Origin of the sequence: Bacillus cytotoxicus NVH 391-98 (assembly GCF_000017425.1) — a bacterium.
GTDB lineage: Bacteria > Bacillota > Bacilli > Bacillales > Bacillaceae_G > Bacillus_A > Bacillus_A cytotoxicus.
In genome coordinates this window covers 1,360,217-1,384,885 of sequence record NC_009674.1, presented here as the reverse complement: position 1 = coordinate 1,384,885, position 24,669 = coordinate 1,360,217, and the positions used below count along the sequence as shown (strand labels likewise).

Below are 24,669 nucleotides of genomic sequence, written 5' to 3'. Positions count from 1 at the left end.
TTTAAAAAAATAAAAAAGTAAACCCTTTCATGTTATGATATAAAAGAAGAAGATTCTCATGGGGGAGGAATCAACATGATATTAGGGGATTTAAAACAAGCGTTTTTACAAAAAAAGGGGTATTGTACAGAAAATATGAATGAATTGCTCGACTTTGCGCGACATTGTTATTTGGAAGGGAAAATCTGTATTTCAGAATATCGAGTGTTGATACGAGAATTGGAAACAAGTGGAGCAACAAGACCACGTCATAAAATTACAGAATCATAAAAAACACAAGAGGGATTCCCCTCTTGTTATTTACATAATTCCACAATAGTCTGTAACGTATATAAAATCGCCTGGTGCGTTTCATAAAACCGTTTCCCTTTTCCTTTATTCACAAAGCATTGCAAAGCATTATTTTGTAAATTTTCGCACACTTGATCTATTTGTTGAAAATGGACATATTTAGGATGTTCTTCTTTTATCCATCTGTAAGCCAATTCTTTCCAAGCCCTCAACTCGTTATCTACCATATCCACAAACGGCTTCATATCGGTATAAAAATCATATTCTACCACTTCTCTTTTTTTAACAATTGTTTCATCGTTATACTCTATTAACTTTATTGAAGATTGCTTTAACGCTTGATCCTTCACTTTATCCCACCTTGCTTATGCACCTACGACAACGTTTTGAAACGTTTGGAGCCAATTTCCTTTCTCCTGATGATGCACTAATTTATCTTCCATATGTTGAATGTGCATTTCTGTTATTTCTACTTTCTTACATATATCCTCACGTCTGTCCTTTAAATCATGATTAATCCTAAGTGAAACTTTCATTTCCAGCAAATCAAGAGCACTTAACATTTGATCCATTTTCTTCATTACATTTTCCTTCTGAACCATCGCCATCTATAAAACGCCTCCTTCTTTGCTTTCCCTTTGCCATGTAATTTCGACACCCCAGTTCTCACTCCTGCACGATTGACAAAACTAGTTGTGATTCGGCAAATAAAGTGAAACTTTCATTCGTATTTCTTCTTCATCTTTTAAAAATTAGAAAAGCTTGTATTCTGCATGTGTTTTATAGAAATGGTAACAATACAAATGGGAGGTGTTACTATGGCTAAAAATAAAAATGAAAAGAAGAAAAAACAAAGCAAACAGCAAAACAAACCTGAAACAGGAAATCCAAAATTAGATGGACCAAACTTCCCTGCTACATAAACAGGGGGCTGTTCATCCAAATTCGCTATTTCCTTCTAAAGTTCATCTTTTTTCACGCTGTTACAACAACATTTTTTCATTCAATACGTAAAGAACGTAAGCTATATAATCGATCCCCGCACTTTCACAAAGGTGCGGGGCTTTTTTTATTATAACACGAAGCTGTTGAATCGTTTACGAAAGCTAATGAATGAAGCAATGTAATGAATCTTCCTTTGTTTCTTTAGAAACCATGTAGTAACATCAATCTTTTCCTGCGGCTCCTTAACTATAAAAAAATTCTCTACATTTGTATAAGAATGAAACCAATCTAATGGATCTTGTCGCGCCGGAGGGACAATAGAAAACACCTCCCTAAGTTGCGGTGTACGATATCCTTTCATTCCCTTGAAATATTGTTCATAATCTAATCTTGAGCCTGTAGGAATCGTATGCAAAGCAAAATCATAAAATAACTCCTTATACTTCGGATGAAATAATAGCCACGCTAACTTCTTACCAAGTTCAATACGTTTTTTTACATTTTCAAATCCAGTAACCGAAAAACCATATAAATCCCCTTCTAAAGTTGGAAAAACAACCGCGTTCAAATGAAATCTTTCTTGCATTTTAAAAAGTAATCGATCCAATACACGAGACTGAATATACCGATTTTCAATAACTGGTTTTTGAATTTTATTTTGCTCATTAATAATTAATGCTATCATTAACCGCTTTTTATTTCTTTCTCTCCAAAAACGATTCCATTCCTTTTCCATAAAAACAGATACATAAAAAGAAGGCAACAAATGAAAGAACGTTCTATTTCTTTTTTTACTCTCTTCATATAGTAATAACTGTGGATAAGCATCTAAAAAAATAAGGCAATTTGCTTTCTCATATGTAAGGAATAATTGTTGTCTCATCCCTTTAGATAGGATATTCGAGTAATTTTCTCCTTCTAAATCTGTCATATTCCAGCCAGCATTTCTCGAAACCATACTCGCTAAAAAAGACCACTCGACCTCTTTATTTCGCAAATAATATTGTTGATAAGTTCGTGTACGCGAAATGTTGTCCATATTTGCAATAGCAGTCTTTTCCTTAATATAGGTAATGAGTTGTTTCTCCTCTTTTGTAAACGAAACCATTTCTTCATCTCTTTTCCAATTCTTATCTTCACTTCCGTTACCTCTCATCCATTCACCGCCTCTCTTTAAAAAAATCGCATTTTCATTGCTTTTTTTGATATAATCACCTGTGTAAGTGATTCTAAGCAAGATGGAGTGGACAAAACATGACCATTCGTTACCCAAACGGAAAAAGATATAATCAAGCTTTACAACCTCAAAAAACAAAAATGAAAAAACATACTTATGGTAACAGGGGGATGTCTCTTGAAGAGGAACTAAATGAAACAAATCAATATTATTTGAGTCATAATATTGCCTGTGTACACAAAAAACCAACACCTCTTCAAATTGTAAAAGTGGATTATCCTGCCCGAAGTGCTGCAGTTGTAAGAGAAGCTTATTTTAAACAGCCTTCTACAACAGATTACAACGGTGTTTATAAGGGTAAATACATTGATTTTGAAGCAAAGGAAACAAAAAATAAAACAAACTTCCCGCTCCAAAACTTCCATCTCCACCAAATTGAGCATATGAAACAAGTTATTGCTCATGATGGAATTGCATTCGTCATTATTAAATTTACACTTTATAACGAAATTTATTTACTCGATGCAAAACACGTTATTTCATTTTGGAATCGCAAAGATACCGGAGGGAGAAAATCAATTACAAAACAAGAAATTGAGGAACACGGCTCTTTGTTATCATGCGGTTATCATCCTCGAATCGATTATATTTCTATACTAGACATGGTTTATTTTTCGTGATAGAGTCAAAAATAAGGCTCTTTTTTCGACTTTTGGGGAGAAGATGAAAGGTAGGAGAAAGTATAATGTCAGAAAATTATCGTTCTCGTACAGAACGAAAACATGCAAAACAGCAAACAAAAGATAAAAATAAAAAGGATAAACCCAAGAAAAAAGGATCCTTTTTCAAGAAATTTTTAGTGACTTGCCTGCTTCTTGGCATTGTCGGACTTGTAGCTGGAGTTTCAGCATTCTTTGTCATAGTGAAAGATGCTCCAAAGCTAGACAAAGCGAAACTTGTCAATCCTCTATCAACTAAATTTTATGATAAAGACGGTAACTTCTTTTATGAATATGGTGCTGAGAAACGGACTGCTATCACTTATGATCAAGTTCCAAAAGTAGTTGAAAATGCCTTTCTTGCCACCGAGGATGCTCGATTTTATGACCATCATGGAATTGACTTTAAGCGTACAGGAAAAGCCATTATGGAAAACATCACAGGCGGGTTCGGTTCACAAGGTGGTAGTACAATTACGCAGCAAGTAATTAAAAATTACTTCCTTACAATGAAAAAAACACCAAAACGAAAAGTGCAAGAATGGTATTTAGCTTACAAACTAGAACAGAAATACTCTAAGCATGAAATTTTAGAAATGTACTTAAATAAAATTAATTTAGGTAATCGCTCTTATGGCGTAGCAACAGCAGCTCAAAACTATTATGGAAAAGATTTGAAAGATTTAAAGTTACATGAAGCTGCAATGCTCGCTGGCTTACCACAAGGCCCTAATATTTATGATCCAACGAAAAAAGAAAATGTACAACGTGCAACAAAACGTCGTAACGTTGTTTTAACATTAATGAATCGTCATAACTTTATAACAAAACAACAGATGGAAGAAGCGATGGCAATTCCAGTAACAGAAGGACTCCTTCCTTCTAAAGAGGTTACTGAAATGCCTTATCCTGCTTTTTTAGATGCAGTTGTAAAAGAAGTTGAAAAGCAAATACCTGATGTAAATATTGGATCTGATGGATTACAAATCTATACAACTCTTGATACAAAAGCACAAGATTATGCTGAAAAGATTTTAGATGGGGATCTTATCCGATATCCAAATGATAAATTCCAAGGTTCTTTCGTATTTATGGACACACAAACTGGTGAAGTTCGTGCAGTCGGTGCTGGACGTAAAGAAAGTAAATCAACATTTAAAGGTCATAACTTAGCCACTGATTTAGATCGACAAGTTGGATCTACAATGAAACCTATTTTTGACTACGGCCCAGCAATTGAATATATGCAATGGTCAACTTATCATCAATTAAATGACTCAGAATATACGTACTCAGATGGTACAAAAATTCGAAATGCAACGAGCAGCTATAAAGGGGATGTTTCAATGCGTGAAGCATTAAAAAAATCTTTAAACATCCCAGCATTAAAAACTGCTCAAGCAGTCGGACTAAATAAGTCAAAAGAGTTTTCTGAAAAACTCGGGATGACATTTAAGCAAGGACCATATGAATCAGCAGCAATCGGTAGTAATGAAAGTTCTCCGTTACAAGTAGCTGGTGCCTATGCAGCATTTGGGAATGACGGTATTTATAATAAACCTCATTTCGTAAAAGAAGTTGCCTTCCCTGATGGTAAGAAGAAAAACTTTAAACCAAAAGAAGAGCGAGTAATGAAAGACTATACAGCGTATATGATTACAGATATGCTTCGCGATGTTGTTAAACCAGGATCTGGTGGAACTGGCTCAGCAGCTTATGTTTCAGGCGTCGATCTTGCTGGTAAAACAGGGACGCAAAACTATGACAAATCGGTGATTGAAAAATATGATATTCCAGCAGATGCAAACCGCGATAGTTGGTTTGCCGGCTATACACCGCAATATACAATGGCTGTATGGACAGGTTATGAAAATGATAGTTCAGAAAACTATATAGGCGACCGCTCAACGAAAATTGCTCAACAAATGTTTAAAGTCATGATGGGTAAATTCGCAACAGACCGCAGTCGTTTTGAACAACCTTCTTCTGTAGAACGAATCAATGGCGAACTTTACGTAAAAGGTGCGAAAAAAGATGCGATTAAACAAATTAAGGTAGATCCACCAACTGGTGTAACACCTTCTTATGACGCAGGATCAAATACAATTACATTAAGTTGGTCCGGTCCTTCTGATGTATCTTATGCAGCAAGTTATAAAGCAAATGACGGTTCTAGTGGTAGCTTATCCGTAAAAGGAACATCTGCTACACTTGGCGGTGTAAAATCAGGTGTAACATATAGCTTCTCTGTCGTAGCCCAAAAAGGGACTGGCACAAGTAGTCCAGCTGGCGTTTCCTTTACCGTTCCTGGTCAAAATGCAGACGCTCAAAAGAAAGCTGAAGAAGAAAAGCGTAAAGCTGAAGAAGAACTGAAGAAAAAAGCCGAAGAAGAAAAGCGTAAAGCTGAAGAAGAACTAAAGAAAAAAGCCGAAGAAGAAAAGCGTAAAGCTGAAGAAGAACTAAAGAAAAAAGCTGAGGAAGAAAAACGTAAAGCTGAAGAAGAAGCAAAAAAACAACAAGAACAGCAGCAGAATCAGCATCCCCAACAAACTCCACCAGAACAGCCAACTGGTGGAAACGGTGGAACGAATGGAGAATCGACTCCTCAACCAGATGGACAATAAAAAAAGAAGTCACTATCTACTTTTAAGATAGTGACTTCTTTTTTATCATCATGTTTTTGGCGTATATTTTTTCTATTTCAATATATAGCTGTGTCAATTGGATGTACGATTGGTAATGATTCGGTTGCTCTATAATAAATGCATAGCGTTCCATAAAATTAACAGGCTGTAGCTTTAACTTCTCTGTATCCTGTTTTATATCTTTTAAACTAGATATTCTTTTTTCATTCATCCAATATAAAATCGATAATAAATAAGCACTGAAATGAATCATAGGCGCTTTCGCTTCGTTTCTTTTTCTCTCTTTAAATAACTTCGAAAGTGCCTCTTTCTTATTCGCCCACATTTGTAGCACTGCCGGTATACTCTTTTCTATTTTACGCCACGGTTGATATTTTTGTTCTATATCAAACAAAAAATAAGTATTTTGGATTAATTCTTCAAATGATTGACTACATGTGTACACAATTTTTGTTTCACTTTCTTTGAAAAACGGCTCACATTGAAACTCAGGTGGTATCTCCACAACTCTGTTTTCCATTCCCTACTTCACCTTCATCCGCTTTTTACCTTCACGACATATTTCTAATAACGGACATACTTCACACTGTGGCTTTTGTGCTTTACAATGATAACGTCCAAAAAAAATCAGTCTATGATGCGTAACGCCCCATTCTTCCATAGGCACCTTTTTCATTAATGTTTTTTCAACTTCTAACACAGAGTCTTTCCATCGACAAATTCCTAAACGCTTACTCACTCGTTCCACATGTGTATCGACTGCAATTGCTGGAATGCCAAAAGCAACAGAAACAACTACATTTGCCGTCTTTCGACCTACCCCTGGTAATTTTGTTAATTCATCACGATCTGCAGGAACTTTCCCATCATACTCATCGATTAGCATTCTGCATAGCTTTTGAATATTTTTTGCCTTATTTCTATAAAGCCCTATGGAACGTATGTCTTGTTGTAATTCTTCCAAAGAAACTTTCAAATAGTCCTCAGGTGTTTTATATTTTTGAAATAAATTTTTCGTCACTTTATTTACAAGTGCATCTGTACATTGTGCAGATAAAGCCACTGCAATGACAAGTTCAAATGGATTATCATGAATTAATTCACAATGTGCCTCTGGATACATTTTCGCCATTGTATCTAGACAATAGCGAATTTGTGTTTTATTTAACATACATTTCCTCCTACCTTATTGCTCCAACCAATTATAAAAAGGGACTTTCCCTGTGTACTTTGTCTCTTGTTTTGTTATCTGATGTGAGCGTTGCTGATTTGCTCGAAACTTCCGTCCTTGCTCTTGTGCTTGATCTACCGTTTTGATTCCATTCTTTTTCCATTCAAATAAAATCCGATCAATATATCGAAAATTAAGCTTTCCACTCATTACAGCTTCCTTAAGAGCAGCTTGAATTAAATTAGGATGGTGTTGATCTTGATCCTGCCACATTGCCAATGTCTCACATTCAAATGGTGACAATGGTCTCCCAAATTCACGTTCGAAAATAGTATATAAATTCAGTTGTAACTGCTTTTGTTCTTTCTGCTCTTCTTCTATTGTTTCATTCATTAAATAATGTAATATTTTTTCCCAAAGTGGTTGTAAAGAATAACTTTCGCACATCTTCGCTTCAGACCTTTGTCCACCTTCTAAAGCAAGAAAGCCTTTTTGAATTAATGATTGAATCATTTCCATACACTTCATTTCTGAAATTGTCATTCGTTCTGCAATTTCAGAAGGAGTTGGAAACGAATTACCCGACTCTAAAAAAGTATGAACATGAAGTACAATCATAAATTCCATCTCATTTAAGCCCAATTTTTTATAGTGCATCATAAGCAATTTTGGAATGGCAATACTCCCCTGTTCAAACCAATGTAACATCATTTTTTTCTTCATAACCAAAACACCTCGCTTTCTAGTATAACACAACCTCATAGCATTTCTTTTTCCACAATTCGTCAAAAAACCTCCCTATATAGGGAGGTCATGTTCATTTGTTCAAAAGTGCAAATCCAAAATATTCTTTTTAAGCCTGCACTTTACCTTTCATAAATGTATGAATTCGTTCTAAAGCTTTCTCTAATTGCTCAAGAGATGTAGCATATGATAAACGAACATTGTTTGGAGCACCAAATCCTGTTCCAGGAACAAGTGCTACTTTTTCTTCCTCTAACAGCGCTTTTGCCCATTCATCTACTGTTTTGTATCCAGCTAGTGCTACCGCTTCTTTTACATTTGGAAATAAGTAAAATGCGCCTTGTGGTTTGATACAAGTGAAACCAGGAACTTGAATTAATTTATTATAAATAATGTTTAATCTTTCTTCGAATGCTTGTCGCATCATTTCCACAGGTTCTTGTGGCCCTGCATATGCAGCAATTGCACCGTATTGAGCAATTGAAGTAGGGTTTGATGTACTATGACTTGCTAAATTGGTCATTGCTTTAATAAGCTGCTTATTTCCTGCTGCATATCCAATTCGCCATCCTGTCATAGAATGTGATTTAGATACACCATTTATAATAATCGTTTGTTCTTTCAATTCATTAGAAAGCTGAGCAATTGAAGTATATTCTACTCCGCCATAAACTAACTTTTCATAAATTTCATCAGAAACAATTAAAATGTCATGTTCTAAGCATACTTCTCCAAGCTGTTTTAATTCTTCCTTGCTATAAATCATTCCTGTTGGATTGCTCGGTGAATTAATAATAACAGCTTTTGTTTTCTCTGTAATCGCTTCACGTAGCTGCTCTGCTGTAATTTTATATTGATTCTCTTCTAACCCTTCCACATAAACTGGTTTTCCACCAGCAAGTTTTACTTGTTCTGGATAACTTACCCAATAAGGAGTTGGAATAATCACTTCATCCCCTTCATCAAGCAATACTTGAAAGAGTGTATAAAGTGAATGTTTTGCACCGTTACATATAATAATTTCTGTCGGATCATACGTTAGTTTTTGATCACGCATAAATTTCTTTACAATTTCTTGTTTTAGCGTTTGTAACCCACCAGTAGGTGTATATTTTGTATGTCCTTGTAACATCGCTTTATGTGCAGCATCTATAATATGCTCCGGCGTATTAAAATCAGGTTCTCCTGCTCCTAAACCAATGACATCATGCCCTTCGGCCTTTAGTACCTGAGCCTTTGCTGTAATCTCTAAAGTTGCAGACGGTGTTAAAGCAGCTACTCGCTTTGCTAATTTCATTTGCGGTTTTCCCCCTGTATCTATTTTTCAATGCTGTAAAATGCAGCAAATTCCCCATCTTGAAATCTCAAATAATAATACTTATAACGACCTTCTTGATCAATATATGTAATTTCCCAAAGCGGAACATCTTTTTCGATACCTAATTTTACTTTTACAATTTCTTTTGGAAGTTGCGGCTTTGATTCTTTATTTACCGTTTCCAAATACTCCATCATTTTTTGTATAGCTTGTTTTTCAGAAATGCCTTCACTCTTTTTCCTTACTAGAACTTTTCCTTTTTTCTCAGGTACCCATACAATCAGTTGTTCTCCTTTTTCATCTACACCTTGTACGACTACATATGAAGATTTCCCGTTATAATAATCAACGGATTTTACCTTTGTCAGCTTAGCTTTTTCTTTTGCAATTGCTACAACTTTTGATTCTTTCGGAATTTTCTTTTCCACTGTAGCATGATAAACATGCACCCCATACAATCCAATAGCAACGATAACGATAATGATGGCAAAGATCCACTTTTTCATTGTACCACTACGTTCTGTATATCGTAAATATTGCTGTTTCTTTTTCGTTTTCGTCTAACGCCAATCCGAACATGAGGTCCTGTTCCTTTAAAGTGCGATTTAAACTATCAACAATTTTATACAAATCAGATGAATATTTTATACGCGTCGTTGATAGCACTTCGATTTTCTTCTCCATGAAAACTCCTCCGTTACACAAAATTTCTAATTATAGAAGAACGCAATGCGGTTACAATAATAGTACATTCTTTACAACCCCTGCTTCATCACCCATCTATTATAGCAGGACATGTACAGCAAAAAAAGGTTTCAAGTCGAAAAGCAATATAATTTGTATATAAGAAGTAAGAAAAAATAAAATTCCTCCTACCCACATCGTTTACGCCTGAAGCATACGCTACTTCAGGCGTATTTTTCATATTTATTCATTTTATAAGCGGCGTAAAAGTTCATCTAATGATTCTTCATAAAGCGGAACATTTGGGATCGATTGCAAAAACTTTTCTCCATAAAAAGATGTTGTTAGCCGGCGATCTAACACAAATACAGTACCTGTATCCGAAGTACTTCGAATTAATCGACCGAATCCTTGTTTAAACCGAAGAATTGCTTGCGGGAGCGCTAGCTTTGTAAACACATCTTCTCCGTTCCTCTTCAACCATTCACTTTTTGCCTCCATCATCGGTTGATGAGGTGGCGTAAATGGTAATCGAGCAATGACAAGATGACTTAATGCAGCCCCAGGAATATCAATTCCTTCCCAAAAACTACTAGTTCCCAATAATATTGCCTTATCAAACTCTTGAAATTTCCGGATTAAACGACTGCGACTACGATTGTGAACACTTTGTGTTAGCAATATATATTCTTCTAATGCAGCTTCATTTTTTAACTTTGCGTACGTTTCTTTCAACATCTCATAGGAAGTAAATAGTACGAGTATTCTTCCATTTGTAGCCTGCGCAATCTTTTTAAGCTGTTGAGAAATTTCACGAATATATTCCTCTTCCTTCACTTCTTTAATAAGAGGAATATCTGTTGGAACCATTAATTTCACTTGCTCTTCATAGCGAAACGGTGATGGAACCGTTAATGTATGTGGCGCAAAATCCTCTAATCCAAGCTCTTCTTTTATATAGTCAAAAGTATGGTTCACCGTCAATGTAGCAGATGTAAAAATAACACTTCTCTTCTCTGCAAAAAACTCATCCGCAAGTCTTTCCCCAATATGAATAGGCTGTGCATATAACATTGTTGAATGAATGGTCCCTTTCGTTTCAGTTTCCATCCATGTTACATATGTATTTGCTTCTAATAAAAGTACTTGTAAAGAATGAGTCATCTTTCGGAGTGCAGTAATTAAATGAAAAAATTCACCTGTAACAACATGCATATTCCACTTCATTCCACTTTGCAGCAAATCAACTTGCTTCTCCAAATCCGTACACAAATCTTTTAATTCAAATATAAGCCGACTTGTTAATTCTATAATACCACTCCATAGCTTTCCGTTCTCTCGTTCAGTATGATATCGATAAATAAGTGGTATATTGTTATTTGAACTTTTTTCTTGCTTTGTTTTCTGAAATATAAATGCGCGCAACATTTGAAAAAGTTCATCGGCATCAAACTTCATTTCCTTCAACCTATGACTAATCTTCCGAAATGTAGAGCGAGAGGCTTGTCCTGATTCTTTCATCATTTTATACACCTTAGCTAATACATCATCTGTATCTAACGTACCAAGACGTGATAAAACCATTTGAAAATACATACATGAAAAACGCTCTCCTAACGTTCGACTTGCTGCTTCTTCAATGTGATGCGCTTCGTCAAAAATAATGTATTTATAAGACGAAAACAGCGATTCCTCACTAATAAAATCTTGAAATAGTAATGTGTGATTTGTAATCACAATATCTGCAAATAATGCCCGATTCTTCGCACGCTGATAAAAGCAACGACTAAACCAACTACTTTGAACTCCATTTGGGCTATATGCATCGCTACAAATTCGATTCCACAGTAATTTTCCACCTTCTGGAATGTTAAGTTCGTCACAATCACCTGTTTCCGTCTTCAATAACCATATTAAAATTTTCGCTTTCGTTAACGCAATATCATAATTCTTCTCATCTTCTTGTAAAGCATACTCAAATTTATGTAAACAAAGATAATGTTTTCTTCCCTTTAGTAAAGCAACTTCAAAAGGAAATGGCAGCACACTTTGTAATAACGGTATTTCCTTTTCTAATATTTGTTGCTGCAACTGCACCGTTTGTGTACTAATCACGACCGGTTCTTCTTTTTTCTTCGCAAAATAAATACTTGGAAGGAGGTAAGCTAACGTCTTCCCTGTACCTGTCCCTGCCTCTATTAATGAAAAACGTGCGTCTTGTAAGGCAGCATATATTTCTTTCATCATTTGTTGTTGCGTTTCTCTTTTTTCAAATTTGGGCACCTTTTTCTCAAGTTGTTCCATTGACTTGTGCAAAAAAATGCTAAATTTAGATGTTTGATTTTCACCTAAGTGCAACGAATAGCTACGCTTTCGCAGTGCAATATTTCGATATATGTCATATTCCTCCGATTCCTCTTTACCAGCCGTCATTTTCTTGAGAATATTTTCTGAAAGAATATGAGACATATCACTTTGAAATACATCACTCAATTCGTATAAAGATTGCAAAGTAACAAGCGGTAATTTTTCAATTTGAGTGAGAAATTGTAAAAATAATTCTGCCGTTGCAAGAGCATCACTATCTGCACGATGTGGTTGATCGTGCTCTAACTCATGTTTTTTAGCTAAATCTCTCAATTTATAACTATCAGCCGTCGGCAATAAAATCTGTGCCAATTCAACCGTATCAATTTTAGGACAATGTATATCTGCATAGCCAGCCTGCTTTAATTCTTCTTTTAAAAAATTCCAATCAAAGTGAACGTTATGTGCAACAAAAGAAGCACCCTGTAATAGCTCAACAATCATCGGCGCTACATCTTGAAATAGCGGGGCTTGTTTTACAAGATTTTCATCAATCCCTGTTAATTCTGTAATAAATGGGGGAATCTCCCTCTTTGGATTCACAAAAGACGAGAAAATTTCTAATATTTCTCCACCTTCCACCACAACAGCTGCGATTTGGGTAATTTTGTCTTTCCCATCTTTCCAAGAGTTCCCTGTCGTCTCTAAGTCGACAACGACATAACGTTTACTCATATGTAACACCTCAATTTCTTACCTTTCAAACAACAAAAATTCATATATTGTTACTATACCACGTTTTGTCTTATCTTAATGAAAAGATGCATAAAATGAACTGATTTTACAATTCCAATGATGCTGCTTCTCCAAAAAGAACCATATAGAAAAGACATTCTTGTAATAGCCGATAAAAAACAGGAGCCTTCTGACTCCTGTTTTCACCATTTATCTCGCTATTTTAGGGCAGTAACAGCCCGCTTGGTAAGGGCTTATAATCAATGCGAGAGAAAGAATCCCCCCATCAGTTTATACTTCAGTGCCTGCCTTTTCAGCACTTAACATTTCAATAATTTGATTGCGATCATCTAGCACTGCAATTTTGGGTATTTGTTTATAGACTTCTTCAGCTGATACAAGGCCATAACAAATAATAATCACTTTATCTCCAGGCTGCACAAGTCTTGCTGCAGCTCCATTTAAACAAATGACGCCGCTACCACGCTCCCCCTTAATCACATATGTCTCTAAGCGCTCTCCATTGTTATTATTGACAACTTGTACTTTTTCATTTTCGACAATTTCTACAGCGTCCATTAAATCTTCATCAATTGTAATACTTCCAACATAATTTAAATTAGCTTCTGTTACAGTTGCACGATGTAACTTTGCTCTCATCATTGTACGAAACATGGATGTCTCCCCCTTATTGAACCGTTAATGTTATATTGTCAATTAATCGCGCATTCTTGAACTGAACTGCAATTGCTAAAATTATTCTGCCTTTGATGATTTCTAGTGGCGTTAAAGCTGGATATGCATATATATCTACATAATCAACTATACCGTTTGTATTTGCTTCAATGTATTCTTTTACAACTGTGGTAATGTTTCGTGGATGACGCTCCCCCTCTTCTATTTTCTGTTTTGCTATACATAAGCTGCGGTATAAATGTGGTGCTTCCTTACGTTCTTGCTCCGATAAATATACGTTGCGGGAGCTTTTCGCCAACCCGTCTGCTTCCCTAACAATCTCAACTGGTACAATTGTAACTGGGATATGAAAGTCACTGACAATCCCTTCAACAACTGCTACTTGCTGTGCATCTTTCATTCCGAAATAAGCACGAGTTGGCATTGTAATATGAAACAGTTTCATCAACACCGTCGCAACACCTGCAAAATGAACCGGTCGTCTTTTCCCACATAAAACATTTGTACGTTTTACAACCTCTATTTTTGTTGTTTGTTCTGCTGGATACATTTCGTCTACACTCGGATAAAATAAGTAGTCAACGCCCGCTTCTTTTGCCACTCTTTCATCTCGCTTTATATCCCTTGGATAACGATCGAAATCTTCATCTGGTCCAAACTGTAACGGATTCACAAATACACTTAAAATGACAATGTCATTTTCTTTTTTGGCCTGGCGCAATAAAGTTGCATGTCCTTCATGTAAATATCCCATTGTTGGAACAAACCCAATCTCTTTACCACTTGCCCGAAGTTCGCCTGCAATTTGTTGCATGTCCTTCACTGTTGTTATCACTTTCATCCCTGTTTTCCTCCATATAAAGCTACATACTCTTCTTCTTTCATCGTAAATGAATATTGATCTTCTGGAAATTGTCTTGTTTTTACTTCAGCCACATATTGCGAAATCCCACGCACAATTTCATCCTGAACAGCCGTATATTGCTTGACAAATTTCGGAACTCTATTTACTCCGTAAGAAATCAAATCATGATAGACTAGCACTTGCCCATCCACATCTTTACCAGCACCGATGCCAATTGTCGGAATAGTTAACTCATCTGATATTATCTTTGCTAACTGCATCGGTACACATTCTAATACGAGAGCTATTGCTCCAGCATCTTCACATTTCTTCGCATCTGCTATTAATTGTTTTGCACTTTCAGCATCTTTCCCTTGTACTTTATAACCACCTAATATACCGACAGACTGTGGCGTTAATCCAAGATGAGCAACAACAGGAATTCCTGCATTCGTTAAATAATGAATAGTGGAAATGACTTCTCCAGCTCCTTCTACTTTTAAAGCATGCGCTCCGCCTTCTTGCACAATGCGACGCGCATGATGCATAGTTTCTGCCAGCGATACATGATAAGACATAAATGGCATATCTGTTACAACAAACGTATCCTTCGCCCCTCGGCGGACAGCTTTTGTATGATGAATCATATCCTCTACCGTCACAGGTACTGTGGAATCATATCCAAGTACAACCATTCCGAGAGAATCTCCAACTAAAATCATATCGACTTCAGCTTCCTCTACTAACTTAGCTGAGGGGTAGTCATACGCTGTCAGCATCGTAATCGGCTCACCTTTCTGTTTCATTCTCAAAAAATCTGTTTTCGTTTTCAAATATTACTCCTCCTTTATTTAGGAGAGAGGCGATGGCCGAAATGATATAAAAAAACCTTCTGACCATAAAAGGGCAGAAGGGTAGTGTTTGTAAATCGGCATAATCCATCCCTCTGTCCCAGTCCATTATTGGATCAAGGCAGAATCCAAATTATTATTGTTCCCTGCTTGGAATAACGGTGCAGTTCATTTCGATACTGCCCATATTCGAAATAATTATAGCAAACTGAGAATAAAAATGACTACATTTTATTTCAAATCCAAACCATAGAACCTTCTTTTTAGTTCATTTCTATATCAGCAGAATGGATATGATGAATATAACCTTGATGATCTTCTAATAGTAAGACGCCATCATCGGTAATCCCTTTCGCTACACCGGTAATCGTTTGCCTCATTGTACGAGCTGTAATTTCTTTTCCAATGCTCACTGCATAACTTTCCCATAACAGCTTAACAACCGTAAATCCATTATTTAAGTATTCTTTGTACAGTTTCTCCATTTGTAAAAAGATTTGCTGCATAAGTTCTGCACGAACAATTGGTTTTCCTGACTCGATGGCTAAAGAGGTAGCAATTTGTTTAATCTCATCAACAAAATGTTCTGTTTGTTGATTTGCATTAATTCCAATCCCCATAATAACTGCATTAATTTTATCTGGATCAGCTTGCATTTCTGTTAAAATACCTACAGTTTTTTTTCCATTTATTAAAATATCATTCGGCCATTTAATCCCTACATTCACGCCCGTACATTTCTCGATTGCTTGCGCCACGCTAACAGCAGCTAGTAAAGTAAGCTGAGGCGCATGATGAACAGGAATGGATGGGCGTAAAATAATGCTCATCCAAACTCCTGTTCCTTTTGGCGAATACCATTTTCGACTTAAGCGTCCTCTCCCTGCTGTTTGTTCTTCGGCGACGACTATTGTTCCTTCCGCTGCACCTTCATATGCAAGTTTCGCTGCAACATGCTGCGTAGATTCAACCGACTCTTCAAAGTATACCGTTCTCCCTATAAAGTCTGTTTGTAGCCCTAATTGAATTTCATTTGCTGTCACTTTATCTGGCTTACTCGTAATTCGGTATCCTAAGCGGCGAATCGCCTCCAATTCATAACCTTCTGTGCGCAAATCCTCCATATGCTTCCACACAGCCGTTCTAGAACAACCGAGCTTTTCACTTATCGTTTGTCCAGATACAAATTCTCCATTTGCCTCAGAAAAAATTTGTAACAATTGTTTTCTCATAGTAGATTGCATTCTTCAATCCACCCCCTTATCGCCTCTTTTTCATTTTCCAATCGCTTCTGCAAAATTTCTTCTTCAATTTTTTGTAATACTTCCGCTACCCAAGGGCCTGGTGTTTTATCTGTCCAACTTAATAAATCATTACCACTTACGTTCATTTCTTGACGCTTCTGAATTGGTAATGAATCAAATAATCTTTGCACTTCGCTTACTGTAGACATATTGTATTCTTCTATCATCACTTGATAGACTCTCTCTGCCATGAGAGCAATTTGTACACCAGTTTGATATAAGAAAACTGCATCCCATTCTTTTGTCTTTCGAGTACGAATAGCTAACAAAACAGCCACAATTTCTTTTATTTTCTTATTTGAAAATTTCCATTGACGTAAAAATACAGATGGATGTTCCTCTCCTATACAGGATAAGAAAAACGCCCATGCTTCAATTTCTGTTTCAAAAGACTCCCAGTTATACTCCGCAGCCTTTAAAATTTTCTCTTCTGACATTTGTAAATACGGTAAATGCATAAACAATTTCGTCTCTACTAGTTTTTGAAGTCCTTTTACACAGTATGGACCCGTTAATAACTTTTCAAATTCAACAGTAATTCTTTCAATCGCTATATGTTCTAATAAATGACCGTAGCGCTTAATCGCACACTCTGTTTTCTCTTCTAAAGAAAATCCTAATGTACTCACAAAACGAATACCACGCATCATGCGCAGCGCATCTTCTTGAAAACGCTCTGCCGCATTTCCTACTGTCACAATTTCTCGTTTTTGAATGGCTTCTTGACCTCCAAATAAGTCAATGATTTCTCCATCCTCATTCATCGCAATCGCATTCATTGTAAAATCACGTCGTTTTAAATCTTCTTCCAACGAGCGAACAAATTGTACACTACTTGGCCTGCGAAAATCTTCATAATCACTCTCTGTACGGAAAGTAGTTACTTCATATGGCTCACCATCTTGCAAAACGATAACCGTTCCGTGTTCAAGACCAACAGGAACGTGCTTTGGAAATAATTTCATAACTTCTTCTGGGAGAGCAGATGTAGCAATATCAATATCTCCTATCGGTCTATCAATAATAAAGTCACGTACACTTCCTCCTACAAAGTAGGCCTCATGTCCATGTTCCTTTAACGTCTCAATAATTGCTCCAGCTCTTTTAAATCGTTTCATTGTTGTCATCCCTTAATATGTCATAATAAATTGCTTCATATTGTGAAACGATATTTTCTGAACGAAATTGCTCGTGCACCGTTTCTAATGCTTGATCCGCCATATTTCGATGGAGTTCCTTATTTTGAAGAAGTTGTATAGCTTGCTTCGCTACCTCTGACGTATCACCAACTTCACATATATATCCCGTTTCACCATGTTTAATAACCTCTGGAATGCCCCCAACTCGCGAGCCAATACATGGCACACCACAAGCCATTGCTTCTAGTAAAACAAGGCCAAAGCTTTCTTTTTCTGATAAAAGTAACATCACATCACTCATAGCAAGTAGCTCTGCTACATTATCCTGTTTTCCTAAAAACAAGACACGTTCCTCTATATGTAAGTTTTTCACTAATTGCAAAATCGTGCAAAACTCTGGTCCATCGCCAACGAGCAATAGTTTCGCATTGACTTCTTTTACAACTTTAGCAAAAGCCTGCACAACATCTTGCACACGTTTCACCTTGCGGAAATTTGAAATATGGATCAATATCTTTTCATCTTCACTTATACCATATTCTTTTTTTAGTTGAGACATATCTCGCTTAAAATAGACACGCTCATCAATAAAATTATATACAGTCTGAATTTCCTTATTTGGTTTCACAAGTTCATTCGTTTCCTTAATCAATGAGTGAGATACAGCAGTAACAACGTCGGATTGTTCGATACCAAATCGAATTAAATTGTTCAGTGAAGGGTCTGAACCAAGTACAGTAATGTCCGTTCCATGCAATGTTGTAACAATTTTAATATGATCTCCAATCATTTGTTTTGCTAAGTATGCACAAATCGCATGTGGTATTGCATAGTGCACATGTAATATATCAAGCTTTTCTCTCTGCGCAACTTCTGCCATTTTACTCGCCAATGCTAAATCGTACGGCGGATATTGAAAAACAGAATATTGGTTCACTGTTACTTCATGAAAATAAATGTTTGGATATACTTTATTTAAACGAAATGGAACACCTGATGTAATAAAATGAATTTCATGGCCTCTTTCAGCTAATTGCTTGCCCAGTTCTGTCCCAACAACTCCAGAGCCACCTACAGAAGGATAACATGTAATACCTATTTTTAATTTCATTTACATCCTCCTATTAAATCAGCATGTAATAAAATTGGCTTCTTACTCATAAATCCTTCAGCATACATAACTCCAACTTCTTTTCCAAACATTTTCTCACGAGCTACTACTGTTTCTACATATCCTTCTGTTAAAGGCGTTTTTACGCCATCATTTCCCGTTGTAAATTGACTTTCATACGCTTCTAATGCTGCTATCTTCTCAGAAAGATGTTCACTAATATCTACGCAAAAATTGGGCTTATGGAAACCATTAATCATATAATAATAAAAAGATTGCACGCGGTGCGGTGAAATTTCTGGCATATATTTGCGAATACCAGCAGAAAAGACCGCTTCTTCTACAAGTTTTGCACAATTGGCATGATCTGGATGACGATCTTCATAGTATGGTGCAAAAATTAGCGCTGGCCTATATGTACGGATTATCTTTACAATTTCACGTATATATTCGTCTTTCATATATAGACCGCGATCAGGCATCGCCAAGTTTATTCGCGTCTTCACACCCATAATGTGCGCAGCCTCTTGAGCTTCTTTTTTTCTTAGCTCAATTGTTCCATTCGAAGATAAGTCCGCTTCTGTTAAATCACAAATACCGACTTCATATCCTTGTTTCGTATATTTGGCAATCGTTCCTGCCATGCCGATTTCAACATCATCGGCATGAGCACCAAACGCTAATATATGTAATCCACTCATAATCGTTCCCCTCATTTTCTAAACTTTCGATAGTCCAAATCTCCCCGATTTAATGCATGCATTAACATTTCAGCACTTGCCATATTTGTTGCAAGTGGAATTGCATATACATCGCATAAACGAAGTAGCGCATTTACATCTGGTTCATGCGGTTGTGCTGTTAGTGGATCTCGGAAGAAAATGACCATGTCTAAAGCATTTTTTGCAATCATAGCACCAATTTCTTGATCGCCACCAAGAGGACCTGATTGATATCTTGTAACAGCAAGACCTGTTGCTTCCATAACACGAAGGCCCGTTGTTCCTGTCGCGAAAAGTTCATGTTGTTCAAAAATTGGTTTATATGCGTATGCAAACGAAACCATATCATCTTTCTTTTTGTCATGTGCAATTAAGGCAATTTTCATCCGTTATCTCTCCCTTAATCCATAATATTCTCTAAACCGTATACAAGATGATCCAAGTTCATTACTGTTTCGATAGAAAGTTTTACCCCTGACATGAAGGAAGCTCGATTGAATGAATCATGACGAACTGTTAACATTTGTCCATCCCCGCCAAATAAAACTTCCTGATGTGCAATTAAACCTGGTAAACGTACGCTATGAATATGAATACCATCTACATTTGCCCCACGTACTCCTTTCAATTGTTCTGTTTCATTTGGATGACCTTGCTGCTTTGGCTCACGATGTTGGCGAATTAAGTCTACTGTTTTTACAGCCGTTCCAGAAGGAGCATCTAATTTTTGATCATGGTGCAATTCAATTATCTCGACATCTTGGAAATATTTCGCCGCCATTTGAGAAAATTTCATCATCAATACTGCCCCAATTGCAAAGTTTGGTGCAATAATAGTTCCTACTTCTTTTTCCTTCGCTATATTTGTTAAATGCTGTAATTCTTCTTCTGTAAATCCAGTTGTACCAATAACAGAACGAAGACCATGTTCAACCGCAAGCGTTACATGCTTCTTGCCTACCTCCGGTGTTGTTAAATCTAACAGCACATCTGCTTCTATCTCATCTAAACAAGTATGTAAATCCTCATAAATCGGAACATCTAACGCGGGCATTCCTGGTAAGTCTGAAATCTTTTCCCCACCATGTTTATAGTCAACAGCTGCTACAAATTGAAAATGCGGTGTTCTTTCCATAAGAAGAACTGCTTCATGTCCCATACGGCCTCTAGGTCCTGCAATAATTACTTTAATGTCTTTCATCGTTCTTCCTCTCCTTCTTCAATGCGTGTCCAACGATCCTTGTCACGTGTATTAAATTTATTCATTACAGTGTTATGCGCTATTTCTAAATCAATATTTAAACTATTTGCCATGCAAATCATCACAAATAATATATCGCCAAGCTCTTCTTCAATTGTTTTCTCTTTTTCAGTCGTTTTCTTTGGCTTTTCACCGTAATAGTGATTGATTTCTCTTGCAAGTTCACCCATTTCTTCTGTTAAACGAGCCATCATGGCAAGCGGACTAAAATAGCCCTCTTTAAATTGACCAATATATGCATCTACTTCCTTTTGCATATCTTTCATCGTTTTTGATTGCATCTTGTTCACCTCTATTCCTTCCTCTTTCATGTTAGCCAATTCATCGCAATTTGACAAATATTATCCCCCCATATTTGCCGATTTGCTCCGTTTTTTGGGATAGACTATAATAAAGTGAAATTCTCTTTCGCAATGCTATTTTTATTAAAAATTCGCCTAAACTGCGCGAACTCTTACTGGCTATTCTTTTTTGCCACCTATTAGCCGTTTAAGCGGAGCAGTGCAAATCATTACATTATTGAGGGGGCTTTTTATATGAAGACAAACTTGAAGATTCGCAATGTTATTTTCATTCTTATCGGTTCCGCTATCTTTTCTTTCGGTATTGTTAATATTAATATTGAAAACCATCTAGCAGAAGGTGGATTTACAGGTATTACCTTACTATTATACTTCCTCTTTTCACTCGACCCTTCCTATACAAACTTAATTTTAAACATTCCTCTATTTTTCGTCGGTTGGAAGTTACTTGGTCGAACAACATTTTTATATACGTTAATTGGAACCTTTAGCGTATCTTTCTTCTTATGGATTTTTCAGCGTTATGAACTGTTCAAATTACATGTAAACTTGCAAAACGACATGACATTGGCAGCACTTTTTGCAGGTGCATTTATTGGTATTGGTCTTGGAATTATCTTTAAGTATGGCGGAACGACTGGCGGCGTTGATATTATTGCGCGGCTCGCTCATAAATATATCGGTTGGAGTATGGGAAAAACGATGTTTATGTTTGATGCAGTGGTGATTGTTGTTTCTATCCTTACATACTTATCTTATCGTGAAGGCATGTATACATTAGTTGCTGTTTTTATCGGGGCGAAAGTCATTGATTTTATGCAAGAAGGTGCTTACGCTGCAAAAGGTGCTACGATTATTTCTAATAAAAATGACCAAATCGCTGACAAAATTTTATTAGAAATGAGCCGTGGAGCAACTTTTTTAAAAGCGGTTGGATCCTATACAAAAGTGGAGCGAAATGTATTATATTGCGTCGTGGCTAAAAATGAAATTGTTAAATTAAAAAACATTATCACTTCCATTGATCCTCACGCTTTCGTTGCCGTTAGTGATGTGCATGATGTCGTCGGTGAAGGGTTTACCCTCGATGAAAATAAAAATCCGTTACATCATTAAAAGAGAGAAAAGTTTTCTCTCTTTTAATGATGTATGTACTCCTTCAACTTTTCTAAATCTTCATATATGAAATCCAATAAACTTCGATTATAAAAAATAGATGCTGGATGAAAGATAGGAAAGATATAATACTCTTTTTTTGTCCATATAAACTCTGAGCTATTTATATCTTTTAGCTTTCGTACGGATTGCTTCAGTAGTTTTCCGTGAACATCCGTAATCTTCTTATCTCGTCCCACTAAACGCTGCAGTCCAATATTTCCAAGCGTGACAATCATTCGCGGCTTGATTTGTTCCAATTCATAATCTAATAACGGAGCATGCGCAACAATTTCTCTTTGATTTGGTGTTCGATTATACTTTTTCTGAATCACTTCTCCACTTTTTTCTTTTTTCTCTTTCCATTTATAAGGTCTACTTCGAACTGCACTCGTAATATACACTTCTTCTCTCGTAATATGAAGATAATTTAAAAATTCCATCAAATACTTTCCTGCCCGGCCGCTAAACGGGATACCATTGTGAATTTCTGTCTCACCAGGCGCTTCGCCAACAAGCATGAATTTCGGGTTTTTCGGACCCTGCCCACTTAAGAAACCTTCCAATGGATAGGGGGCACTCTTTTCTTTCACATGCTGAATTAAAAAATCTGGATATTGCATCTGATCACCTGCACTTATTGTACTTGTTCGTTTCTCACTTTTATACTTTCACTCCACGTTGTTTTCCTATACTTGTACTCTCAAATTAGAGAATCGAAATTTTTTATCCCGCTATTTTAGGGCAGTAAGACTCCCGCCTCAAGATTCAGAGAAAAGCAAGAAAGATAGGTGGGAGTAGGGCTGCCCGTAACAGCCCGGAGTGGTGAGGGCTCATAATCAGTTGGGATGAAGAACCCCCCACTGATTAAAGTTTCACTTTATCGCACGTGAATAGAAAGTAAAAAAGACTATCAAAATCGATAGCCTTTAATCATCACTGCGCTGCATGCCTGTATAAATCAATACGAGACGCAATAACTCAAATACCGCAACAGCCGCTGCTGCTACATATGTTAACGCCGCCGCATTCAATACTTTACGAGCTTGGCCGTACTCATCCGTTGATACAATCCCAAGCGCCTCAATTTGTTGCATCGCACGTTTAGATGCATCAAACTCAACTGGTAAAGTAACAAGCTGGAAAAGTACACCTGCTGCCATTAAAACGATTCCTAATAGCAATAAATTAGACATTTGAGCAAATATGCCAATTAAAACAAAAACCCATGACATATTTGACCCAAAATTCGCAACGGGAACGAGAGAATGACGAACACGCATAAAGTTATAATCTTTTGCGTCTTGAATCGCATGTCCTACTTCATGGGCTGCTACAGCTGTTCCTGCAACAGAGTGTCCATAATAGTTATCTGTCGATAGTCGAACTGTCTTTGCTGTTGGATCATAGTGATCTGACAAATGCCCTGGCGTTTCTTCGACTGCAACGTTATACAAACCGTTTTCATCTAATATTTTTCGAGCTACTTCCGCTCCTGTCATACCTGATGTAGAATATACTTGTGAATACTTACTATAAGCACTGCGTACTTTAGACTGTGCATATAACGGTATGATCATAATGATTGCGAAGTAAATTAAATAAAACATCATGAACCTCCACCTAAGTCTTAATTGTTAGTACTTTTCATTCTATTTTTTTCTTGAAACATTGTCAATAAAGAAACCTTACAATCCTTACCTTTATTCGTAATATTAGCGATTTTTAGATGTAAGGTTACTTTTACGCTTCGTCTTCTCGCCTTTATATTTTCTCCATCCAACATATGTTAATGTAAATAAAATAATCCCGCCTGTAATGGTCATAAACCAAATAAGAGATGTATCTACCCCATCTTTCTTTACTGTTTGAAATATTTTTTGCAAATCTCCTTTAATAATACTTAATTGCGTTTGACCACTTTTATGTTTCAGCATCATATTTCGAAATTCATCCAAATAGGATAAATGAGCATTCACACGCTGCGTTTGATTTTCTGGCAACGCAATCATAAGACTTGGATAAATAATATCAAATTCATACAAAAATGTATTTAATGATTGTTGGAAATCAGCCTCATCTTCTTGTTGCATGGCTTTTTCCATCTTTGCAAAGGCTCCCATCACCGGCTCTTCTCGCTCCATCCACAGCGGTTGATATTTAGACACCTCAGCATCTACTGCCAATTGAAGCGCTAACGTATCATTTATCTTAATTTGTCTATCTACATGCTTTTCCTCAAGAGATTTCTGCGCTTTCTCATATGCTAGCGAAATAATCCGAAAATGAGCAGGTGTCACTTTTTTTTGTTTTGCATATTCACTTTGTACAAATTGCTTAGAAAAATATTGTAACACTTGAATTGCTTTTTCATCCTCTTTTTGTTTGACAAGTTGCAAAGAGTCATCTAACAGCCCTGTTAACTCATTCCATTCTTCAGCATATATACGTACTGGAAACATGATAAGCAGAAATGCTATCATTCCAAACAATGCTCGCTTCATTCCTGTCCCCCCTATAACTACTAGTACAAAATATGTTGAGATGG

Annotated in this window: 27 protein-coding genes; 4 read left to right on the top strand and 23 right to left on the bottom strand. The window is 36.5% G+C overall.

Annotated features, from left to right (window positions below; genetic code table 11):
- Positions 1-75: 75 nt before the first annotated feature.
- On the top strand, positions 76-270 hold the full coding sequence (locus BCER98_RS06805) for a YppF family protein (RefSeq protein WP_012093766.1): 195 nt from the start codon (positions 76-78) through the stop codon (positions 268-270).
- A 26-nt stretch (positions 271-296) separates the two neighbouring features.
- Here the strand turns inward: BCER98_RS06805 and BCER98_RS06800 are convergent, their stop codons facing one another.
- From BCER98_RS06800 to BCER98_RS06790, 3 genes are all read right to left on the bottom strand, one after another.
- Positions 297-641: a YppE family protein gene (locus BCER98_RS06800; protein WP_012093765.1), complete on the bottom strand. Its 345-nt coding sequence runs from the start codon at positions 639-641 to the stop codon at positions 297-299.
- A gap of 15 nt (positions 642-656) precedes the next feature.
- Entirely contained in the window at positions 657-899 is a 243-nt protein-coding gene (locus BCER98_RS06795; protein WP_012093764.1) for a hypothetical protein, read from the bottom strand.
- 464 nt (positions 900-1,363) lie between these two features.
- The gene (locus BCER98_RS06790) at positions 1,364-2,392 is read right to left on the bottom strand and encodes a DUF2515 domain-containing protein (RefSeq protein WP_012093763.1); all 1,029 of its coding nucleotides are present in this window, start codon (positions 2,390-2,392) and stop codon (positions 1,364-1,366) included.
- A 98-nt stretch (positions 2,393-2,490) separates the two neighbouring features.
- Here BCER98_RS06790 and recU point away from each other — a divergent pair, with 98 nt between their 5' ends.
- Positions 2,491-3,093, top strand: a complete 603-nt coding sequence (gene recU / locus BCER98_RS06785) for a Holliday junction resolvase RecU (protein WP_012093762.1) — start codon at positions 2,491-2,493, stop codon at positions 3,091-3,093.
- A 65-nt stretch (positions 3,094-3,158) separates the two neighbouring features.
- Positions 3,159-5,756: a PBP1A family penicillin-binding protein gene (locus BCER98_RS06780; RefSeq protein ID WP_012093761.1), complete on the top strand. Its 2,598-nt coding sequence runs from the start codon at positions 3,159-3,161 to the stop codon at positions 5,754-5,756.
- Positions 5,757-5,778: 22 nt separating this feature from the next.
- On the opposite strand, the gene BCER98_RS06775 is transcribed toward BCER98_RS06780, so the two are convergent.
- From BCER98_RS06775 to BCER98_RS06700, 17 genes are all read right to left on the bottom strand, one after another.
- On the bottom strand, positions 5,779-6,297 hold the full coding sequence (locus BCER98_RS06775) for a YpoC family protein (protein ID WP_012093760.1): 519 nt from the start codon (positions 6,295-6,297) through the stop codon (positions 5,779-5,781).
- Positions 6,298-6,300: 3 nt separating this feature from the next.
- Positions 6,301-6,948, bottom strand: a complete 648-nt coding sequence (gene nth, locus BCER98_RS06770; protein WP_012093759.1) for an endonuclease III — start codon at positions 6,946-6,948, stop codon at positions 6,301-6,303.
- A gap of 15 nt (positions 6,949-6,963) precedes the next feature.
- Positions 6,964-7,671 (bottom strand): DNA replication protein DnaD, encoded by a 708-nt coding sequence (gene dnaD / locus BCER98_RS06765; RefSeq protein ID WP_012093758.1) that lies wholly within the window; start codon positions 7,669-7,671, stop codon positions 6,964-6,966.
- A 130-nt stretch (positions 7,672-7,801) separates the two neighbouring features.
- Positions 7,802-8,989: a pyridoxal phosphate-dependent aminotransferase gene (locus BCER98_RS06760; RefSeq protein ID WP_012093757.1), complete on the bottom strand. Its 1,188-nt coding sequence runs from the start codon at positions 8,987-8,989 to the stop codon at positions 7,802-7,804.
- A 20-nt stretch (positions 8,990-9,009) separates the two neighbouring features.
- The gene (locus BCER98_RS06755) at positions 9,010-9,516 is read right to left on the bottom strand and encodes a cell wall elongation regulator TseB-like domain-containing protein (protein WP_012093756.1); all 507 of its coding nucleotides are present in this window, start codon (positions 9,514-9,516) and stop codon (positions 9,010-9,012) included.
- 7 nt (positions 9,517-9,523) lie between these two features.
- On the bottom strand, positions 9,524-9,694 hold the full coding sequence (locus tag BCER98_RS20760) for a YpmA family protein (protein ID WP_012093755.1): 171 nt from the start codon (positions 9,692-9,694) through the stop codon (positions 9,524-9,526).
- Between the two features lie 252 nt (positions 9,695-9,946).
- Complete coding sequence (dinG, locus tag BCER98_RS06750) at positions 9,947-12,736, bottom strand: ATP-dependent DNA helicase DinG (RefSeq protein ID WP_012093754.1); 2,790 nt, start codon at positions 12,734-12,736, stop codon at positions 9,947-9,949.
- Positions 12,737-13,027: 291 nt separating this feature from the next.
- Positions 13,028-13,411 carry an aspartate 1-decarboxylase gene (panD, locus tag BCER98_RS06745; protein ID WP_012093753.1) on the bottom strand — a complete coding sequence of 128 codons (384 nt, stop codon included), beginning with the start codon at positions 13,409-13,411 and terminating at the stop codon, positions 13,028-13,030.
- Between the two features lie 13 nt (positions 13,412-13,424).
- Positions 13,425-14,273 (bottom strand): pantoate--beta-alanine ligase, encoded by an 849-nt coding sequence (panC, locus tag BCER98_RS06740; protein WP_012093752.1) that lies wholly within the window; start codon positions 14,271-14,273, stop codon positions 13,425-13,427.
- Complete coding sequence (panB, locus tag BCER98_RS06735) at positions 14,270-15,109, bottom strand: 3-methyl-2-oxobutanoate hydroxymethyltransferase (RefSeq protein WP_012093751.1); 840 nt, start codon at positions 15,107-15,109, stop codon at positions 14,270-14,272. The genes panC and panB overlap by 4 nt, the downstream gene beginning before the upstream one ends.
- 281 nt (positions 15,110-15,390) lie before the next feature.
- Complete coding sequence (locus BCER98_RS06730) at positions 15,391-16,371, bottom strand: biotin--[acetyl-CoA-carboxylase] ligase (RefSeq protein WP_012093750.1); 981 nt, start codon at positions 16,369-16,371, stop codon at positions 15,391-15,393.
- On the bottom strand, positions 16,356-17,549 hold the full coding sequence (locus BCER98_RS06725; protein WP_012093749.1) for a CCA tRNA nucleotidyltransferase: 1,194 nt from the start codon (positions 17,547-17,549) through the stop codon (positions 16,356-16,358). The genes BCER98_RS06730 and BCER98_RS06725 overlap by 16 nt, the downstream gene beginning before the upstream one ends.
- Complete coding sequence (gene bshA / locus BCER98_RS06720) at positions 17,536-18,681, bottom strand: N-acetyl-alpha-D-glucosaminyl L-malate synthase BshA (RefSeq protein ID WP_012093748.1); 1,146 nt, start codon at positions 18,679-18,681, stop codon at positions 17,536-17,538. The genes BCER98_RS06725 and bshA overlap by 14 nt, the downstream gene beginning before the upstream one ends.
- Positions 18,678-19,382, bottom strand: a complete 705-nt coding sequence (gene bshB1, locus BCER98_RS06715) for a bacillithiol biosynthesis deacetylase BshB1 (RefSeq protein WP_012093747.1) — start codon at positions 19,380-19,382, stop codon at positions 18,678-18,680. Before bshB1 ends, bshA begins: the two co-directional genes overlap by 4 nt.
- Positions 19,383-19,393: 11 nt before the next feature.
- Positions 19,394-19,789, bottom strand: coding sequence for a methylglyoxal synthase (mgsA, locus tag BCER98_RS06710; protein ID WP_012093746.1), 396 nt, complete (start codon positions 19,787-19,789; stop codon positions 19,394-19,396).
- A gap of 14 nt (positions 19,790-19,803) precedes the next feature.
- Positions 19,804-20,604 carry a 4-hydroxy-tetrahydrodipicolinate reductase gene (gene dapB / locus BCER98_RS06705; RefSeq protein ID WP_012093745.1) on the bottom strand — a complete coding sequence of 267 codons (801 nt, stop codon included), beginning with the start codon at positions 20,602-20,604 and terminating at the stop codon, positions 19,804-19,806.
- Positions 20,601-20,945 (bottom strand): nucleotide pyrophosphohydrolase, encoded by a 345-nt coding sequence (locus BCER98_RS06700; protein ID WP_012093744.1) that lies wholly within the window; start codon positions 20,943-20,945, stop codon positions 20,601-20,603. The genes dapB and BCER98_RS06700 overlap by 4 nt, the downstream gene beginning before the upstream one ends.
- A gap of 255 nt (positions 20,946-21,200) precedes the next feature.
- Here BCER98_RS06700 and BCER98_RS06695 point away from each other — a divergent pair, with 255 nt between their 5' ends.
- Positions 21,201-22,082: a YitT family protein gene (locus tag BCER98_RS06695; protein WP_011984326.1), complete on the top strand. Its 882-nt coding sequence runs from the start codon at positions 21,201-21,203 to the stop codon at positions 22,080-22,082.
- Positions 22,083-22,105: 23 nt separating this feature from the next.
- On the opposite strand, the gene BCER98_RS06690 is transcribed toward BCER98_RS06695, so the two are convergent.
- The 3 genes from BCER98_RS06690 to ypjB all read right to left on the bottom strand — a co-directional run bounded on the left by BCER98_RS06690 (position 22,106) and on the right by ypjB (position 24,625).
- Positions 22,106-22,744 carry a uracil-DNA glycosylase gene (locus tag BCER98_RS06690; protein WP_011984325.1) on the bottom strand — a complete coding sequence of 213 codons (639 nt, stop codon included), beginning with the start codon at positions 22,742-22,744 and terminating at the stop codon, positions 22,106-22,108.
- A gap of 306 nt (positions 22,745-23,050) precedes the next feature.
- On the bottom strand, positions 23,051-23,731 hold the full coding sequence (locus tag BCER98_RS06685; RefSeq protein ID WP_041810303.1) for a zinc metallopeptidase: 681 nt from the start codon (positions 23,729-23,731) through the stop codon (positions 23,051-23,053).
- Positions 23,732-23,836: 105 nt separating this feature from the next.
- A complete protein-coding gene (gene ypjB, locus BCER98_RS06680; RefSeq protein WP_011984323.1) occupies positions 23,837-24,625 on the bottom strand; it encodes a sporulation protein YpjB in 789 nt (262 codons plus the stop codon).
- Positions 24,626-24,669 lie beyond the last annotated feature (44 nt).

Excerpts from the sequence above, each read along its gene's own strand:
- BCER98_RS06805 (WP_012093766.1), top strand. The coding sequence starts at position 76 with ATGATATTAGGGGATTTAAAACAAGCGTTTTTACAAAAAAAGGGGTAT.
- BCER98_RS06795 (WP_012093764.1), bottom strand. The coding sequence starts at position 899 with ATGGCGATGGTTCAGAAGGAAAATGTAATGAAGAAAATGGATCAAATG.
- BCER98_RS06790 (WP_012093763.1), bottom strand. The coding sequence starts at position 2,392 with ATGAGAGGTAACGGAAGTGAAGATAAGAATTGGAAAAGAGATGAAGAA.
- recU (WP_012093762.1), top strand. The coding sequence starts at position 2,491 with ATGACCATTCGTTACCCAAACGGAAAAAGATATAATCAAGCTTTACAA.
- BCER98_RS06780 (WP_012093761.1), top strand. The coding sequence starts at position 3,159 with ATGTCAGAAAATTATCGTTCTCGTACAGAACGAAAACATGCAAAACAG.
- BCER98_RS06775 (WP_012093760.1), bottom strand. The coding sequence starts at position 6,297 with ATGGAAAACAGAGTTGTGGAGATACCACCTGAGTTTCAATGTGAGCCG.
- nth (WP_012093759.1), bottom strand. The coding sequence starts at position 6,948 with ATGTTAAATAAAACACAAATTCGCTATTGTCTAGATACAATGGCGAAA.
- dnaD (WP_012093758.1), bottom strand. The coding sequence starts at position 7,671 with ATGAAGAAAAAAATGATGTTACATTGGTTTGAACAGGGGAGTATTGCC.
- BCER98_RS06760 (WP_012093757.1), bottom strand. The coding sequence starts at position 8,989 with ATGAAATTAGCAAAGCGAGTAGCTGCTTTAACACCGTCTGCAACTTTA.
- BCER98_RS06755 (WP_012093756.1), bottom strand. The coding sequence starts at position 9,516 with ATGAAAAAGTGGATCTTTGCCATCATTATCGTTATCGTTGCTATTGGA.
- BCER98_RS20760 (WP_012093755.1), bottom strand. The coding sequence starts at position 9,694 with ATGGAGAAGAAAATCGAAGTGCTATCAACGACGCGTATAAAATATTCA.
- dinG (WP_012093754.1), bottom strand. The coding sequence starts at position 12,736 with ATGAGTAAACGTTATGTCGTTGTCGACTTAGAGACGACAGGGAACTCT.
- panD (WP_012093753.1), bottom strand. The coding sequence starts at position 13,411 with ATGTTTCGTACAATGATGAGAGCAAAGTTACATCGTGCAACTGTAACA.
- panC (WP_012093752.1), bottom strand. The coding sequence starts at position 14,273 with ATGAAAGTGATAACAACAGTGAAGGACATGCAACAAATTGCAGGCGAA.
- BCER98_RS06730 (WP_012093750.1), bottom strand. The coding sequence starts at position 16,371 with ATGCAATCTACTATGAGAAAACAATTGTTACAAATTTTTTCTGAGGCA.
- BCER98_RS06725 (WP_012093749.1), bottom strand. The coding sequence starts at position 17,549 with ATGAAACGATTTAAAAGAGCTGGAGCAATTATTGAGACGTTAAAGGAA.
- bshA (WP_012093748.1), bottom strand. The coding sequence starts at position 18,681 with ATGAAATTAAAAATAGGTATTACATGTTATCCTTCTGTAGGTGGCTCT.
- bshB1 (WP_012093747.1), bottom strand. The coding sequence starts at position 19,382 with ATGAGTGGATTACATATATTAGCGTTTGGTGCTCATGCCGATGATGTT.
- mgsA (WP_012093746.1), bottom strand. The coding sequence starts at position 19,789 with ATGAAAATTGCCTTAATTGCACATGACAAAAAGAAAGATGATATGGTT.
- dapB (WP_012093745.1), bottom strand. The coding sequence starts at position 20,604 with ATGAAAGACATTAAAGTAATTATTGCAGGACCTAGAGGCCGTATGGGA.
- BCER98_RS06700 (WP_012093744.1), bottom strand. The coding sequence starts at position 20,945 with ATGCAATCAAAAACGATGAAAGATATGCAAAAGGAAGTAGATGCATAT.
- BCER98_RS06695 (WP_011984326.1), top strand. The coding sequence starts at position 21,201 with ATGAAGACAAACTTGAAGATTCGCAATGTTATTTTCATTCTTATCGGT.
- BCER98_RS06690 (WP_011984325.1), bottom strand. The coding sequence starts at position 22,744 with ATGCAATATCCAGATTTTTTAATTCAGCATGTGAAAGAAAAGAGTGCC.
- BCER98_RS06685 (WP_041810303.1), bottom strand. The coding sequence starts at position 23,731 with ATGTTTTATTTAATTTACTTCGCAATCATTATGATCATACCGTTATAT.
- ypjB (WP_011984323.1), bottom strand. The coding sequence starts at position 24,625 with ATGAAGCGAGCATTGTTTGGAATGATAGCATTTCTGCTTATCATGTTT.